The following is a 16,080-nucleotide window of genomic DNA, read 5'->3' as shown; positions in this document are numbered from 1 at the left end:
TAATCAACCTAGCGCTTCATGTCACAGACAAAATATATTTTCGTAACAGGTGGGGTTTCATCCTCGCTTGGCAAAGGCATCATCGCCGCCTCTTTAGCAAAACTTTTGCAGGCCAGAGGCTATAAAACTACCATTCAAAAATTAGACCCCTATATCAATATAGATCCAGGGACTTTAAATCCATATGAACATGGAGAATGTTATGTTACTGACGATGGAGCAGAAACTGATTTAGATTTAGGACACTACGAAAGGTTTTTAAATGTAAAAACGTCACAGGCTAATAATGTTACGACGGGTAGAATTTACCAAAGTGTTATAGATAAAGAACGTCGTGGAGAGTTTTTAGGAAAAACAGTGCAGGTGGTTCCACATATCACCAATGAAATTAAAGAGCGCATACAGATTCTTGGAAAAAGTGGTGATTATGATATTGTCATTACAGAAATAGGTGGCACTGTTGGCGATATAGAATCATTACCCTATATAGAAGCGGTTCGCCAGTTATTATGGGAATTAGGAGATCACAATGGTATTGTTATTCATTTAACTTTAATACCCTATTTATCTGCAGCCGGAGAGTTAAAAACAAAACCAACACAGCATTCTGTAAAAACACTCATGGAAAGCGGGATAAATGCTGATATTTTAGTATGCAGAACTGAGCATGAAATTTCTGATGAAATTAAACAAAAATTAGCCCTTTTTTGTAATGTTAAGCGAGAAGCTGTGATACAATCGATTGATGCATCAACGATTTACGATGTGCCCATTTTAATGCAAGAAGAAGGCTTAGATACTGTTACCCTTCAAAAATTGGCCTTGCCTGATACCGTAAGACCAAATTTAGATTTATGGAATCAGTTTTTAAACAAGCATAAAAACCCGAAACATGAAGTAACTATTGGTTTGGTAGGTAAATACGTAGAATTACAGGATTCTTATAAGTCCATTTTAGAATCATTTATACATGCAGGTGCCGTTAACGAAGTAAAAGTTAATGTTCGTTCTATACATTCGGAACATATTACTGTCAAAAATTATGAGCAAAAATTAAAAGGCTTAAATGGTATTTTAGTGGCTCCAGGTTTTGGAGAAAGAGGCATAGAAGGCAAAATTAAGGCAGTACAATTTGCAAGAGAAAACAATATTCCTTTTTTAGGGATTTGTCTTGGAATGCAAATGGCAGTTATTGAATTTTCTAGAAATGTTCTCGGTTACAAGGATGCTACTTCTACGGAAATGTTGGCTAGCACAGAACATCCTGTTATTAACTTAATGGAAGCGCAAAAAAACATTACCAATAAAGGAGGTACGATGCGTTTAGGAAGTTGGGACTGTGAGCTGAAAGAGGGATCTTTAGTTAAAGAGGTATATCATGGTGCTACCGAAATTTCAGAACGTCATCGCCATCGCTATGAATTTAACAACGATTATAAAGCACAAATAGAAAAAGCAGGTATGATTGCCTCTGGTGTTAATAAGGAGACTGGTTTGGTAGAAATTATCGAAATTCCTAAACACCCCTGGTTTATAGGCGTGCAATACCACCCCGAGTATAAAAGTACAGTTTTAACCCCTCATCCTTTATTTGTTGGTTTTGTAAAAGCAGCTTTGTTACACAAAATTTAATTTCTTTACAGAATAATGCCTTAAGCGTATATGTCAGTATGGCACAAGTGTTATAATTGGAGCTATATTTGTTAATTGAATAAAAAAATCAGAATAAAATAGAATAGTTTTTAGATGGAAGAAAAAAAAATAGACGTCAATACAATCATAGGTTTTGTTTTGATTTTTGGAATATTGCTTTTTATGTTTTGGCAAAATCAACCTTCTCAAGAAGAAATTGATGCCAAAAAAGTTCAACAAGAACAAGTAGATGTAGCTTCTGAAAAGCAAGAGCCAGTTGTACAAGAAATCCCTGCACCAGCCAGCCTGAACTTAAATGATTCAACGGCAATCGCAAATTATAAAAGTTCTATTGGAGCTTTTAGCTATACCAAAGCCATCGAAGGAAGATCTGTTTTGGAAAATGACTTGGTGTACATGAAAATCAGTAATAAAGGAGGTGAAATTACTGAGGTAAAACTTAAAGAGTTCAAAACATACGATTCTATTCCTGTCTATTTAATTAAAGATGGTAATGCATCGTTCGCCCTTAACTTTACAACTACCGATAATAGGGTTTTAAACACAAAAGATTTATTTTTTGAACCTAGTTTAACAGAGGCTAATGGCGTAACTACACTTTCAATGAAAGCTAAAGTTGCTGCAAATCAATTTTTAGAATATACCTACGAGATGAAGCCTAACGAATACTTGGTCGATTTCTCGATTCGATCTCAAGGTTTGAGTAGGGTAATTAATAATGCGCAACCCATTAATTTAGATTGGAAATTAAAGGCTATCCGTCATTCAAAAAGTATTCAATATGCCAATCGATACACTCGATTAACGTATAATCATGAAGATGGTAATATAAGTAAGTTATCTGAAAGTAGTGATTTAGACGAAGAAACAGAAACGGACATAAAGTGGTTATCGTATAGGCAACACTTCTTTAGCTCTATATTAGCTACGAATACACATTTTGAATCCGCTAAATTAAAGTCCACAAATTTGGTCACTGAAGAAAGCCATACCCAAGGGTTTATGAAAGAATATGAAACCCAAGCTCCTTTAAAGCTCGAAGATGGCGAATTGGCCTACACCATGAATTGGTACTACGGCCCTACCGATGTAAAAGTTTTAGCACAATATAAAGAATTGGGACTTGAAGATTCCATTCCCTTTGGCTGGGGTATTTTCGGTTTAATTAACAGGTATGTATTTACACCTTTATTTACTTTTTTAAGTGGTTTTGCTCCTGCCGGAATTGCCATTATAATTATGACTATTTTAGTGCGCTTAGCGATGTCGCCCGTGACCTATAAATCGTACTTATCTCAAGCTAAAATGAAGGTTTTAAAACCAGAGATTGCAGAGATTAACGAAAAGTATAAAGACAACGCCATGAAAAGACAGCAAGAAACAATGAAGCTGAATAACAAGGCAGGCGTAAGTCCGCTTAGTGGTTGTATCCCAGCTTTAATCCAGATGCCTATTTTCTATGCCTTATTTATGTTCTTTCCAACATCCTTTGCTCTGCGACAAAAACCATTTTTATGGGCCGATGATTTAGCATCTTATGATATTATTGCACAATTACCCTTTAGTATTCCTATTTACGGAGATCACGTAAGTTTGTTCCCAATTTTGGCTTCGATTGCAATTTTCTTTTACATGATGATGACTACCGGTCAGAATATGACACAACAACCAGGAATGCCTAATATGAAGTTTATTATGTATTTATCTCCGTTGTTCATGTTGGTTTTCTTTAATAGTTTTGCCAGTGGATTGAGTTTGTATTACTTCGTATCGAACTTAATTACGATTTTTATCATGTTAGCGATTAAGCATTTTATTTTGGATGATGAAAAAATACACGCACAGATTCAAGAAAATAAACTGAAGCCTAAGAAAGAAAATAAGTTTCAGAAGAAAATGCGTGAGATGATGGAACAAGCAGAACAGCAAAAAAAAATAGGTAAAAAATAAGAAAAACTGAATTGTACATTAATGAAAAAAGCTCCTTTGTAGATAATACTACTTAGGAGCTTTTTTTTGAGGTTGTTTGGTAAGATTTGGGATGTCAAAGATGCGCTTTAGCAGGAGTATTTTAAAATTATAGTTGTCAATGGGTCTGTTTTGTACATTAAAGTGTCAAATTATGTTGTTAGACAATTTTATGCTTTCCTAAACCTGTTTTTAGCTCGGCACGGAACAACTTATTTTGAAGAGTATATTCATTGCGTTGATAAAAATAAAATACGATAGAAAATTTGTACCTAACACTAAGGTACCAAGAGGTTTCTTGTTTATTCATCCGAATTGTTGTGTGATGAGCCCATTTAATTCTTAAGGTTTATGAAAAGAAAAAGCTGTTGCAAAATTTACAACAGCTTTTACATTTATGAACAATCTAGGTTATTAATGTAATGGACCGAAAGAAGATAAGGGTACCAATACTTGATTGATTACATGAGCAACTCCGTTAGTTGCTAATATATTAGTAGCAACAATACCAGCATCAGCACTAGCTGAAGTGGTATCTCTAATTACGAAACTGTTTCCTGACGCAACCACTGTAAAAGAATTCCCTGTAAATGCGGTTGGAACACTACCAGCACTTAACTGATTAGCAAGTACTTGTCCTGGTACCACATGGTATAGTAAAAGATTTCTAAGAGCATTTATTCTTTCGGGAGTATCAAAGGCAGCCATACCTCTATTTACGAAATCTTGTCCTAATATTCTATATAATGCTTCAAAGGCATCATTTGTTGGTGCAAATACGGTGAAAGGACCAGCTCCATTTAAAGTATCTACTAAGCCAGTTAAAATTACAGCTTCCTCTAAAATTGAAAGAGAAGGAGTTCCTACCACAATATCAACTAAGCTTCCGTTGCTAATTCTTGTAGCAAATTCAACTGCAGCTGCTGGTAATAAGACCTTATTGATAGTGTGTGCAACACCGTTAGTTGCAAAAATATCTGTACCTGTTATTGTAGCGTTTGTAGCAGAAGCATCACCAATTACAAAAGAACCTCCAGAAGCAATCACCTCTAAACTATTACCTGCAAAAGCAGTACCTACCATACCCGCTTCTAAATCTCCAGCAGCTACCTCGGCGTTTGGAATCACATGGTATAATAAGATGTTTCTCAATAAATCGATTTCAGCAGTAGTATTAAAATCATCAAGGCTGTTATAGTCATCACCTAAAGCATTTAATAAAGCAACAAAAGCATCATTTGTAGGAGCAAATACAGTGAATGGCCCAGCTCCATTTAGGGTCTCAACCAAACCAGTTTTAATAACAGCGGCTTCTAATATAGAAAGTGGTGTGGTAGCCACAACGATATCCACTAAAGTTCCATTGGTCAACCTTGTTACAAAATCTAGTGCAGCTTGTGGTAATAAAACTTTATCAATGGTATGTGCCACACCATTGCTCGCTAAAATATCCGTACCTGTGATGTTTGCATTTGATGAGGAAGCATCACCAATCACGAAAGTATTTCCTGAAGCAATAACCTCTACGCTATTTCCAGCAAAAGCAGTCCCTACCATTCCGGCAGCTAAATCGCCGGCTTTTACTTCAGATGGGATCACGTGGTACAATAAAATGTTTCTCAACAAAGCTATTTCTGCAGGCGTATTAAAATCATCAAGACTAGTAAAATCGTCTCCTAACACAGCTAATAAAGCAACAAATGCATCATCCGTTGGTGCAAAAACAGTAAATGGTCCAGCCCCGTTTAAGGTACCCACTAAATCAGCTTTAAGCACCGCTTGCTCCAATAGCGAAAGGGCTGGTGTAGCAACAACGATATCTACTAAGGTACCGTTTGTAATTCTATTCACTACGTCAATAGCCACTTGTGGTAATAACACTTTATCGATCGTATGTGCAACACCATTACTTGCAAAAATATCAGTTCCTGTAATATTGGCATCCACTGTAGACGCATCACCAATTACAAAAGAACCTCCAGAAGCTAGTACTTCTATGTTATTTTCTGCAAAAGCAGTACCCACAGAACCAGCAGCTAAATCACCTGCAGCAATTTGAGCGTTGGGGATTACGTGGTATAAAATAATATTTTTTAGTAATGCAATTTCGTCTGCTGTATCGAAATCATCTAAGCTAGTATAGTCATCACCTAAAGTCTCAAATAAAGCAGCAATAGCATCATCGGTTGGTGCAAATACCGTAAATGGACCAGCACTACTTAATGTAGCTACTAAGTCGGTTTTAATAACCGCAGCTTCTAAAAAAGATAAAACCTCAGTATTTACTACAACATCAACAAGATTTCTTTGGGCAATAGCAATACTTTCCAAAGCATCTAAAACAGCCTGGGGTACCAATACTTTATTTACCACATGAACAACACCGTTACTAGCTTCTACATCAGCAATCACGACTTCAGCATCAGCACTGGTCGCATCCTGTACAAAAACTTTATCGCCATCTAAACGAATAACTACATTTTCTTCTTGAACGGTTTTAATAGATTGCCCATCAACTAAGTCTGCAGCTTTAACACCTGCACCCGCAACTACATGGTATTTAAGAATTTCTGCTAAAAGATTCTTTTCTTCCATCAAATCAAAATCATCTAAAGAATCAAATCCGTCTAATTCTGCAAATAAGGCGGTAAAGGCATCATTGGTTGGAGCAAAAACAGTAAATTGAGAATCACTACTTAAGGTGCTCACTAAATTATTATTAGTTCCCTCATCGGCTTTTTGTAAAGCGGCAACTAAACTACTAAGGGCGTCAGTTGCTTGAGCAGTTTGCACGATGTTAGACTTCATTTCAGGTTGCTGATTATCATCGTCATCACATGAATAGACGAATGTGAGCAAAACAATACTTAGTAATAGACTTTTAAATTTTAATAGTTTTTTCATAATACTGCGTGTTTTTAGGTTTAAACTGTTTAACTTTTTCATTTAAATGTTAATCACTTTTAAGATACGCTAATCACTTAAAGGTTGCGTTTGTTTAATCTTTTTTAATAATAATTTAACAAAATGAGAAAATTTTAAGCTAATTTTTGTTTTTATGCATAAAAAAAGCCCTTCTAAAATTCAACTCAGAAGGGCTTTCTATACGAAACATAAGTATTATCTTATCACTCTACTTAATGCATGAATAACACCGTTTGATGCTTGAACATCTGCAATTACAATAGGATTTAAGGTAGTATCGTTCCCAGGACCAATAATCCCTGCAGGAGACGCTTGAATCGTAATATTACTACCACCAAGGCTTGGTACTGCTTGTCCGTCTAAACCAGCTAATTCAGAGGAAAGTACGTTTGTTCCAGGAACTACGTGCAATTCTAAAACAGTTTGTAAGGTAGGAATTGGAATGGAGATAAGGCCAGTTACTTCTAAATCAACTAAAAGTGCTGCAAAAGCATCATTAGTTGGCGCAAAAACGGTAAAAGGAGCTGGGTTAGTTCCATTGGCAGTTTGTAAAGCAGCTACATATCCAAAAGAATCGTCAGCAGTTAATGCGCTGACTAAAGTAGAAAAACGATCATCGGCTAAAGCAAAGTCTACAACCGTTGGTAAATCGATTACGGCATCCACAACATGTATAACACCGTTACTAGCTTGTATATTAGGATCAACTACATTTGAATATCCATTAAATTCAACACCACCTTCAGTTTCGAAATAGATACTCATTTGAGTATTTGCTTTGGCTCCTGTTGCTAATGTAGAAGCATAAAAAATACCATCAGCATTTAAGCCTGTTAAATCTGCCGCTTCTACCTTTCCGTTTAATACATGGTTTAATAACACTTGGGTTAAAACTTCAGAAGGAATATCTTCTAAAGCTCTACCATCTAAAAAAGTTTCAAAAGCTGCATTGGTTGGCGCTAATACAGTGTATGGTCCTGCACCTTTTAGTACCGCTGGTAAATCACCATCAGCAGCCGTAAGTGCTGCTACTAAATTTGATAAAGCTGGACTAGCAATTGCTAAATCAGTGATGGTAGTTCCTTGAGCTGATACTTCGTCGTCATCACTACAGGCTACCGTGAAAGACGCTAAAACCAAAATTAATACTGTTTTTTTTAACCAAATTAAATTTTTCATTGTTAGGGATTTTAAATTATTATTTTGCTTTTGTTTAATGTTTAATTAAAAACAGTCAACATTACAAAGATGCATAAAAACTTAAAAGGTTGCTTTTGTTTAACCTTTTTTAATATAAGTTTAACGAAATACAATACTAAGTAGCCGCTGATTACAAAAAAAGCTGCCTTTTGGCAGCTTAAACAAAACTTTTAATATTATTTAATTATCCAAATTTGGAATAAGCACTTTGTCAATAGCATGTATAATTCCATTTTTTGCTTGTATATCCAAGTTTTCTGAAATGAATTTTGCATCCGTATTTCCACTTCCGTCTTCAATAAAACCAAAACCATTCTGAATCCTAAAGGTTAGAATATCCCCTTCTAAAGTGGCAGGAGATTCTAATCCTGTGCTAATTTGATTGATAAAAATATTTTCTTCTGCAATGACGTGATGTTGTAATACTTTAGTTAACTCTTCTCCAGTCGGTACCGTTTCAAGCGCAGTGAAAGCCTCATTAACAGGCGCAAAAACCGTAAAAGGTGCAGGCGCTGTACCATTAGGCGTACTCAATATGGTCGGAAAATCTGGCTGACCAGGAGCAGTTAAGGCACCGAGTAAAGATGAAAATCTTGAATCCGCCACAACAAAATCAACAATCGAAGGTATTTTAATAACCTTATCTACAATATGAACATACCCATTGTCGGCCACAAGATTTGCCTGAATAACATTTGCTTCTCCATTAAAGCTAAGTACATCATCCACAACATCGAAGAAAATATTGAGATATGACCTTTCGTCGCCTATCAAAATTGAACCTGCTGTTTTTGCATAAAATACGCCATTTTCATTGGCACTCACAAAGGTAGCGGCATTTGCTTGCGTGAGAATTATATGATTTAAAAGTAAGGCCTCTAAATCCGCAGCTGGAATATCCGACAGTGCTGCACCATTTAAGAATTCATCGAATGCGGCATTGTTTGGAGCTAATACCGTATAGCTTCCGAAACTTGATAGCGAATTAAGTAAATTACTTTCTGGGTTTTCTTCTAATGCGGCCACTAAACTACTTAAATTTGGATTGGCCTTTATAACATCTACAATAGATGTATTTATAGTATTATTTTCATCATTACTTAAATCACAAGACACCAAAGAGATGGCGCCAAGAAAAAGTAAAATAAACGATTTTAAGTTTATGAAGTGTTTCATCAAAATGTATTTTTTAGTATTAGTTGTTAACTAATAAGTAGATGTGTTATTTACTTTTGGTTGCTTTTTTTTAGCTCATTTAACAAAAAATTAATAGTTGCAACTGTCAAATTACATTTTAGTAATCGACTATACCTCTTAAAAGCATTTTTTGTATTTTTGTTCCCTTATTTTATAGACCCATGAAAAAAGTAGTAATTGGCCTTTCAGGAGGTGTAGATTCAAGTGTTGCAGCCTATCTTTTAAAAGAACAAGGTTATGATGTAATTGGTCTTTTTATGAAAAATTGGCATGACGATACGGTGACGATTTCTAATGAATGTCCATGGTTAGAGGACAGTAATGATGCGATGATTGTAGCTGAAAAACTAGGCATTCCTTTTCAAACCGTGGACTTGAGTGTTGATTATAAAGAACGCATTGTTGATTATATGTTTAACGAATATGAAAAAGGACGCACACCTAATCCTGATGTGCTTTGCAATCGTGAAATTAAGTTTGATGTTTTTATGAAAATAGCCCTGCAATTAGGGGCTGATTATGTGGCTACAGGTCATTATTGTAGAAAAGGCACTATTACGAATAATGACGGATCTAAAACCTATCAATTGCTTTCTGGGAAAGACCCAAATAAAGATCAGTCGTACTTTTTATGTCAGTTATCCCAAGAGCAACTTTCTAAAACTCTTTTTCCAATTGGCGAATTATTAAAACCTGAGGTACGGAAAATAGCCGCAGCAAACGACTTAATTACAGCTGAAAAAAAAGACTCTCAGGGGCTTTGCTTTATAGGAAAAGTGCGCTTGCCAGAGTTTCTACAACAAAAATTAAAACCTAAAAAAGGAACCATTATAGAAATACCATCGCACACTCCTATTTACAACACCGAAAAGATCGATTTTTTAACTAAAAATGAAGAATTAGCTTACCGTTCTCAAAAACCAAAGTACCATCTTCATGATGGAAAAGTTGTCGGAGAACATCAAGGTGCACATTATTTTACCAAGGGACAGCGTAAGGGTTTAGCGGTGGGAGGTACTAAAGAGCCCTTGTTTGTTATAGAAACCGATGTTGATGAAAATATAATTTATACGGGACAAGGTAAAAACCACCCTGGATTGTACCGACATACCCTTTTTGTAAGCGATGAAGAATTGCATTGGGTGCGTACAGATTTAGCATTAAAAGAAGATGAACGAATGGAAGTACAAGCCCGGATCCGCTACCGTCAGGAACTTCAAAAGGCGACTTTATATAAAATCAACGGTGGACTTTATGTTGATTTTGAACAAAAACAATCGGCGATCACCGAAGGCCAATTTGTTGCTTGGTATTGCAATGATGAATTAATAGGATCTGGTGTAATTTCATAAGAATGAAGAATAAGATAACAGAACTTTTTAAGATTGATTATCCAATTATCCAAGGAGGTATGATTTGGGCTAGCGGTTGGCGATTGGCCGCTGCAGTTTCCAATGCAGGTGGGTTGGGTATTATAGGCGCAGGATCCATGTATCCAAACGTACTGCAAGAACACATTCAAAAATGCAAAAAAGCAACACAAAAACCTTTTGCAGTAAATATACCCATGTTGTACCCCGATTTGGAACAACTTATGGATATAGTTGTGGCGGAAGGGGTGAAAATAGTATTCACCTCTGCCGGAAATCCAAAAACATGGACTACCTTTTTAAAGGAAAAAGGAATACAAGTGGTCCATGTGGTAAGTAGTGTAAAATTTGCACTAAAAGCACAAGAAGCCGGAGTTGATGCCATAGTCGCCGAAGGTTTTGAAGCTGGCGGACACAATGGTCGTGATGAAACTACTACCTTGACTTTAATTCCCTTAGTAAAAGAAAAAATTAGCATTCCGATTATCGCAGCAGGAGGAATTTCAAGTGGTAGTGCTATGTTAGCGGCTATGGTTTTAGGAGCTGATGCCGTTCAAGTGGGGAGCAGATTTGTGGCGAGCCACGAAGCATCGTCTCACCCATCCTTTAAGCAAAAAGTGGTTGAAGCTGGAGAAGGCGATACGCATTTAACGCTTAAAGAATTAGCACCAGTAAGACTATTAAAGAATAAGTTTTATAGCGATATTCAAAAGCTATACATGGAAGGTACAAACGCCGAAGCTTTAAAAGCACTCTTGGGTAGAGCAAGAGCAAAAAAAGGTATGTTTGAAGGCGATCTAGAGGAAGGTGAGCTTGAAATAGGTCAGGTTGCCGCGCTTATTCACGACATAAAACCTGCGGGTGAGATTGTGAAAACTATGATGAAAGAATTTGAAGAAGCAAAGACTAGAGTTTTGAGTTTATAAACCAACACATAAGTAGTATAAAAATTTTGATATTGGTGGCTTAAACAATTTGAGGCCTAAGATTTTTCAATCCAAAATCCAGAAACCCAACAATAATGAATTCAAGAGCTGACCAATTAAAAGCATTCGACCGTTTACTCACTATTATGGATGAGCTACGAACACAATGCCCTTGGGATAAAAAACAAACGATGCAAACCCTTCGTTCTTTAACCATTGAGGAAACCTACGAGTTAGGTGATGCTATTTTAGATCATAATTTAGAGGAAGTAAAAAAAGAATTGGGAGACCTACTATTACACCTCGTTTTTTATGCCAAAATTGGCAGTGAAACCAATGATTTTGATATTGCTGATGTGGCGAATGAAATTTGCGAAAAATTAATTCATAGACATCCGCACATTTATAGCGATGTAAAGGTAAAAGACGAAGACGAAGTAAAGCGAAATTGGGAACAATTGAAACTTAAGGAAGGCAAAAAAAGTGTCTTAGAAGGCGTTCCTAAAGGATTACCGGCACTCGTAAAAGCTAGCAGAATACAAGAAAAAGTTACCGCTGTAGGTTTTGATTGGGAAGAACCGGAGCAGGTTTGGGAGAAAGTACAGGAAGAATTACAAGAGTTTAAAACAGAAATTGCTAAGGATGATCATGATGCTATGGAAGCTGAATTTGGTGATGTGCTCTTCTCTCTTGTAAATTATGCGCGATTTTTAAAAATAAATCCAGAAAATGCCTTAGAGCGCACCAATAAAAAATTTATTGGACGATTTCAATACTTAGAACAAAAAGCAAAAGGCTTAGGAAAAGAACTAAAAGACATGACCTTAGCTGAAATGGATGTTTTTTGGAATGAAGCGAAACGCAGATAATTCTTTGCCTAAAACTATCTTTTAAAACTTGTTTTTTACCCATAAGAACAACTTATATTTGCACAAAATTTTCCACTTTGTTTTCACAATACACAAAAGAATTTAAATACAATCTCAGCCTATCATTCCCGGTAATATTAGGAATGTTGGGTCATACTTTTGTTCAATTTGCTGATAATATTATGGTGGGTCAGTTGGGTACCGCTGAACTGGCAGCAGTATCTTTAGGAAATAGTTTTGTGTTTATAGCCATGTCTTTAGGTATTGGTTTTTCTACCGCTATTACGCCTTTGGTAGCCGAAGCTGATGCTGCAGGTCAAGTGTCGACAGGTAAAAGCGCTTTTAAACACGGTTTAGTCCTATGCACTTTTTTAGGACTAAGTTTATTCGGTCTCATTTTAGTAGCTAAGCCTTTAATGTACTTAATGAAACAGCCGATTGAAGTGGTTGAGTTAGCTATGCCCTACTTAGATTTGGTAGCATTTTCTTTAGTTCCTTTAATTATATTTCAAGCATTTAAACAATTTTCTGAAGGTTTATCACAAACAAAATACCCCATGTATGCCACAGTTATCGCAAATGTGGTCAATATTTTCTTAAACTATGTATTAATTTTTGGGAATTGGGGTTTTCCTGAAATGGGTATCGTTGGTGCAGCTATTGGCACTTTAGTTTCAAGAGTGGTCATGGTTATTTATTTATGGGTATTGTTGCGTAATAAAAAGAAATTTCATCCCTACGTCACAGGTTTTAATTTTAGAGTCTTAGAGAAAAAAGTGATGAGTAAAATCTTCAATTTGGGATTTCCTTCTGCATTACAAATGTTTTTTGAAGTTGCTATTTTTACTTCAGCCGTGTGGCTAAGTGGTGTTTTAGGAAAAAACCATCAGGCAGCAAACCAAATTGCGTTGAACTTGTCGAGTATGACCTTTATGGTGGGTATGGGCTTAGGTGTCGCCGCCATGATTCGAGTAGGAAATCAAAAAGGCTTACTCAATTTTAAAGAATTACGACGTATTGCCTATTCAATTTTCTTGCTTACTTTTTTATTAGAAATTGTTTTTGCCGCCATCTTTTTAATTTTTAATCATTGGTTGCCATCTATTTATTTAGATGTGAACGATGTGGCAAACCAAGTTGATAATACCGAGGTAATTTTAATAGCAGCGCAATTACTTATTGTTTCTGCTGTTTTTCAAATATCTGATGGCTTACAAGTAGTTATTCTAGGAGCCCTTCGTGGACTTCAAGATGTGAAAATACCCACGGTCATTACTTTTATAGCGTATTGGTTGGTAGGCTTCCCGACCAGTTTTTACTTGTGTTTGTATACCGATTTAAAAAGTACGGGTATTTGGATTGGGTTGTTAGCGGGTTTAACCACATCCGCCATTCTTTTGTATATTAGATTCAATACTTTAACCCTTAAATTAATTGCGAATGCTAAAGCATAAAGCAGTTTAACAGTACAATTAATTGTATTTTTATCATTAAAAATAGTAGTTTATGGACTTTCCAAAATTTTTATTAGGCGATAACACTGATTATCCTACAGCCATATTTGTGGTACATACAGAATATCCTCGTTTTATTATTAATTTAGAGAATGATGATGTAGAATGGTTAGAAGATTTTTCTCAGGAAGACGAAAAAGAACTCGAAGCAGAAGCAGAAAATCTTATTGAACAAGCTACTGTTTTTTACGACCGAGAAGTATCTCGATACGAAGAATAAACTATGCTCGAAGAATTAATCCAATATGATAAAGAACTTTTTCTTTTCCTGAATAATTTAGGAACTTCATCATGGGATGGTTTTTGGTTATTTATTACTCATAAATTTAGTGCCGTTCCTATTTATTTGCTTTTGGCCATAGTTTTTTATAAAGAATACGGACTAAAAAAATTACTTCTTTTACTACTTACAATAGCCTTATTAATTACGGTAACTGACCAGTTAGCTAACTTCTTTAAATATGGTGTACAGCGTTTACGGCCTTGTTATGATGAAGAAGTAAACGGACTAATGCGTTTGGTTAAAAGTTCTTGTGGTGGAAAATTTGGATATTTTTCGGCACATGCCTCAAATGCTTTTGCTGTAGCTTTTTTATTCACCTATTTGCTGAAAGAAAAATATAAGTATATTGGTTTTTTGTTGCTAACATGGGCTTGTTTGGTCGCCTATAGTCGAATTTATATTGGTGTACATTTTCCCTTAGATAGCATAACAGGGGCATTTATTGGCTTGATTTTTAGTTGGTTATTTGCAAAGTTATTTATATTTGCAACGCTTAAATTTAGGCTATGATATCAAATGCCAGATATTGGTTTTTACTTTTTTTAGTTCTTATTATTTATTGTGCAGGACTATTTTCTACCTTATTTGAAAACGATTCTGCCCAATTTGCTGTGATGGCCATGCGAATGGTACAGGAAAATGATTTTATAAACTTGTTCAAAGGGCCAGAGGAATATTTAGATAAGCCCCACATGCATTATTGGCTTTCAGCTTTATCTTTTAAAATATTTGGTTTATACGATTGGGCATACAGAATACCAGCAATTTTAGCCACCGTTATAGGTGCCTATAGCTGTTTCGGGTTAGGAAAGTTATTGTATAACAATTACGTTGGAAAAATTGCTGCTTTAATCTTTTTGACTTCACAAACTATAGTCTTATCAGTAATTGATGTAAGAACCGACGCAGTTTTAACAGGTTTTACTATTTTTTCGCTATGGCATTTGGCAGCCTATAGTAATAAAAACTCTTTAAAACATATCATTTTAGGCGCTTTTGGTGCAGGAATTGCTTTTTCTACAAAAGGTCAAATAGCCCTTGTGGTTATTGGCTTGCCCATCTTATGTCATTTAGCGTATACGCGCAAATGGATGCGCTTTTTAAACTGGCGTGTATTCGTGGCTATACTTGTTTTTGCTGTAACCATTACACCAATACTATACGCATATTACCTTCAGTTTGATTTGCATCCAGAAAAAATTATTCGCGGTCGTCAAGACCGGAGTGGTATTTTGTTTATTCTTTGGGAACAAAGTTTTGAGCGTATGAGTGGCGAGGGTGTTGGAAAGAATAGTAGTGATTATGTATTCTTTTTTCATACTTTTTTATGGACTTTTATACCCTGGACTTTGATTGGAATAGCTGCGTATTATGCACGTTTTAAAACGTTTTTTAATTTAAGATTCAAATACAATCCGAAGTACGAATTTTTAACCCTTGGAGGTATTACATTAATTTTTATTCTTATCAGTTTTGCACAGTTTAAATTACCGCATTATTTGAATATTGTAATGCCGTTATTTTCTATTTTGACGGCATCGTATTTGTATAGCTTAAATATTTTTGTAAAAAAGAAGGCTATTAAAGTTTTATTAAGTATTCAGTATTTTATATTAGGATTTGTGTTTATAGCCGCTCTCCTACTCTGCTTTTATGTTTTTGAAATACAATCGATGCTATCCTACTTTTTATTTGCTATCGCAGGAGCAATTATCATTTACTACATCTTAAAACCTGGGCCTTATAGCGTACGTATTATTACTACTGCCGCAATAACATCAATTTTGCTAAATTTTGTATTGAATTTTCATTTTTATCCGAATTTGCTAAGCTACCAAGCTGGATCTTCAATGGCTCAAGTAGTCAAAGACCAAAATATCCCTAAAGATTTAATCTACAAATTATCAGAAGAACACACCTGGGCTTTAGATTTTTATAATCAACAACCAGTTAATCGTATTGCTGTAGAAGATTTGGTAGACATCGATGCGCTTTGGGTCTACGCTTCGGATGAAGAATTACAAATCCTAAAAGATCATGGCTTCGATTGGAATAAACAATACACGGTTATCGATTTTAGAATAACTCGTTTACAAGCCAAATTTTTAAACCCCGCTACCAGAAAAAAAACACTAAGGAATAAGCATTTGGTACATATTTTTAAATGAGATTGAT

Annotated in this window: 12 protein-coding genes; 9 read left to right on the top strand and 3 right to left on the bottom strand. The window is 35.4% G+C overall.

Translation table 11 applies throughout. The features are described 5' to 3' along the window. The first annotated feature begins 18 nt into the window (after positions 1 to 18). The gene (locus GQ45_RS02565; protein ID WP_047414837.1) at positions 19 to 1,632 is read left to right on the top strand and encodes a CTP synthase; all 1,614 of its coding nucleotides are present in this window, start codon (positions 19 to 21) and stop codon (positions 1,630 to 1,632) included. Positions 1,633 to 1,746: 114 nt separating this feature from the next. After that, on the top strand, positions 1,747 to 3,603 hold the full coding sequence (gene yidC / locus GQ45_RS02560; protein ID WP_047414836.1) for a membrane protein insertase YidC: 1,857 nt from the start codon (positions 1,747 to 1,749) through the stop codon (positions 3,601 to 3,603). Between the two features lie 432 nt (positions 3,604 to 4,035). Here the strand turns inward: yidC and GQ45_RS18330 are convergent, their stop codons facing one another. The 3 genes from GQ45_RS18330 to GQ45_RS02545 all read right to left on the bottom strand — a co-directional run bounded on the left by GQ45_RS18330 (position 4,036) and on the right by GQ45_RS02545 (position 8,922). Continuing rightward, positions 4,036 to 6,525: a fasciclin domain-containing protein gene (locus GQ45_RS18330; RefSeq protein ID WP_197056898.1), complete on the bottom strand. Its 2,490-nt coding sequence runs from the start codon at positions 6,523 to 6,525 to the stop codon at positions 4,036 to 4,038. A gap of 216 nt (positions 6,526 to 6,741) precedes the next feature. Further along, a complete protein-coding gene (locus GQ45_RS02550; RefSeq protein WP_047414834.1) occupies positions 6,742 to 7,725 on the bottom strand; it encodes a fasciclin domain-containing protein in 984 nt (327 codons plus the stop codon). A gap of 201 nt (positions 7,726 to 7,926) precedes the next feature. Continuing rightward, positions 7,927 to 8,922, bottom strand: coding sequence for a fasciclin domain-containing protein (locus GQ45_RS02545; RefSeq protein WP_052188099.1), 996 nt, complete (start codon positions 8,920 to 8,922; stop codon positions 7,927 to 7,929). A gap of 182 nt (positions 8,923 to 9,104) precedes the next feature. Between GQ45_RS02545 and mnmA the strand changes: the two genes are divergently transcribed. From mnmA to GQ45_RS02510, 7 genes are all read left to right on the top strand, one after another. Further along, positions 9,105 to 10,295, top strand: coding sequence for a tRNA 2-thiouridine(34) synthase MnmA (gene mnmA / locus GQ45_RS02540; protein WP_047414832.1), 1,191 nt, complete (start codon positions 9,105 to 9,107; stop codon positions 10,293 to 10,295). Positions 10,296 to 10,297: 2 nt separating this feature from the next. Next, the gene (locus tag GQ45_RS02535; RefSeq protein ID WP_047414830.1) at positions 10,298 to 11,239 is read left to right on the top strand and encodes a nitronate monooxygenase family protein; all 942 of its coding nucleotides are present in this window, start codon (positions 10,298 to 10,300) and stop codon (positions 11,237 to 11,239) included. Between the two features lie 95 nt (positions 11,240 to 11,334). Beyond that, a complete protein-coding gene (mazG, locus tag GQ45_RS02530) occupies positions 11,335 to 12,108 on the top strand; it encodes a nucleoside triphosphate pyrophosphohydrolase (protein ID WP_047414828.1) in 774 nt (257 codons plus the stop codon). Between the two features lie 77 nt (positions 12,109 to 12,185). After that, positions 12,186 to 13,562 (top strand): MATE family efflux transporter, encoded by a 1,377-nt coding sequence (locus tag GQ45_RS02525; RefSeq protein WP_047414826.1) that lies wholly within the window; start codon positions 12,186 to 12,188, stop codon positions 13,560 to 13,562. Between the two features lie 52 nt (positions 13,563 to 13,614). After that, positions 13,615 to 13,842 carry a hypothetical protein gene (locus tag GQ45_RS02520; RefSeq protein WP_047414824.1) on the top strand — a complete coding sequence of 76 codons (228 nt, stop codon included), beginning with the start codon at positions 13,615 to 13,617 and terminating at the stop codon, positions 13,840 to 13,842. A gap of 3 nt (positions 13,843 to 13,845) precedes the next feature. After that, positions 13,846 to 14,415 carry a phosphatase PAP2 family protein gene (locus GQ45_RS02515; RefSeq protein ID WP_047414822.1) on the top strand — a complete coding sequence of 190 codons (570 nt, stop codon included), beginning with the start codon at positions 13,846 to 13,848 and terminating at the stop codon, positions 14,413 to 14,415. Beyond that, a complete protein-coding gene (locus GQ45_RS02510) occupies positions 14,412 to 16,073 on the top strand; it encodes a glycosyltransferase family 39 protein (RefSeq protein WP_047414820.1) in 1,662 nt (553 codons plus the stop codon). Before GQ45_RS02515 ends, GQ45_RS02510 begins: the two co-directional genes overlap by 4 nt. The last annotated feature ends 7 nt before the right edge of the window (positions 16,074 to 16,080 follow it).

The organism is Cellulophaga sp. Hel_I_12, assembly GCF_000799565.1.
GTDB lineage: Bacteria > Bacteroidota > Bacteroidia > Flavobacteriales > Flavobacteriaceae > Cellulophaga.
Note: the sequence above shows the minus strand (reverse complement) of the source record. Positions and strands in the feature narration are given on the sequence as shown.

Bases quoted from the DNA above. Each gene is read 5' to 3' on its own strand.
- GQ45_RS02545 (WP_052188099.1), bottom strand. From the start codon at position 8,922: ATGAAACACTTCATAAACTTAAAATCGTTTATTTTACTTTTTCTTGGC.
- GQ45_RS02565 (WP_047414837.1), top strand. From the start codon at position 19: ATGTCACAGACAAAATATATTTTCGTAACAGGTGGGGTTTCATCCTCG.
- GQ45_RS02515 (WP_047414822.1), top strand. From the start codon at position 13,846: ATGCTCGAAGAATTAATCCAATATGATAAAGAACTTTTTCTTTTCCTG.
- mnmA (WP_047414832.1), top strand. From the start codon at position 9,105: ATGAAAAAAGTAGTAATTGGCCTTTCAGGAGGTGTAGATTCAAGTGTT.
- GQ45_RS02520 (WP_047414824.1), top strand. From the start codon at position 13,615: ATGGACTTTCCAAAATTTTTATTAGGCGATAACACTGATTATCCTACA.
- GQ45_RS02535 (WP_047414830.1), top strand. From the start codon at position 10,298: ATGAAGAATAAGATAACAGAACTTTTTAAGATTGATTATCCAATTATC.
- yidC (WP_047414836.1), top strand. From the start codon at position 1,747: ATGGAAGAAAAAAAAATAGACGTCAATACAATCATAGGTTTTGTTTTG.
- GQ45_RS02550 (WP_047414834.1), bottom strand. From the start codon at position 7,725: ATGAAAAATTTAATTTGGTTAAAAAAAACAGTATTAATTTTGGTTTTA.
- GQ45_RS02510 (WP_047414820.1), top strand. From the start codon at position 14,412: ATGATATCAAATGCCAGATATTGGTTTTTACTTTTTTTAGTTCTTATT.
- mazG (WP_047414828.1), top strand. From the start codon at position 11,335: ATGAATTCAAGAGCTGACCAATTAAAAGCATTCGACCGTTTACTCACT.
- GQ45_RS18330 (WP_197056898.1), bottom strand. From the start codon at position 6,525: ATGAAAAAACTATTAAAATTTAAAAGTCTATTACTAAGTATTGTTTTG.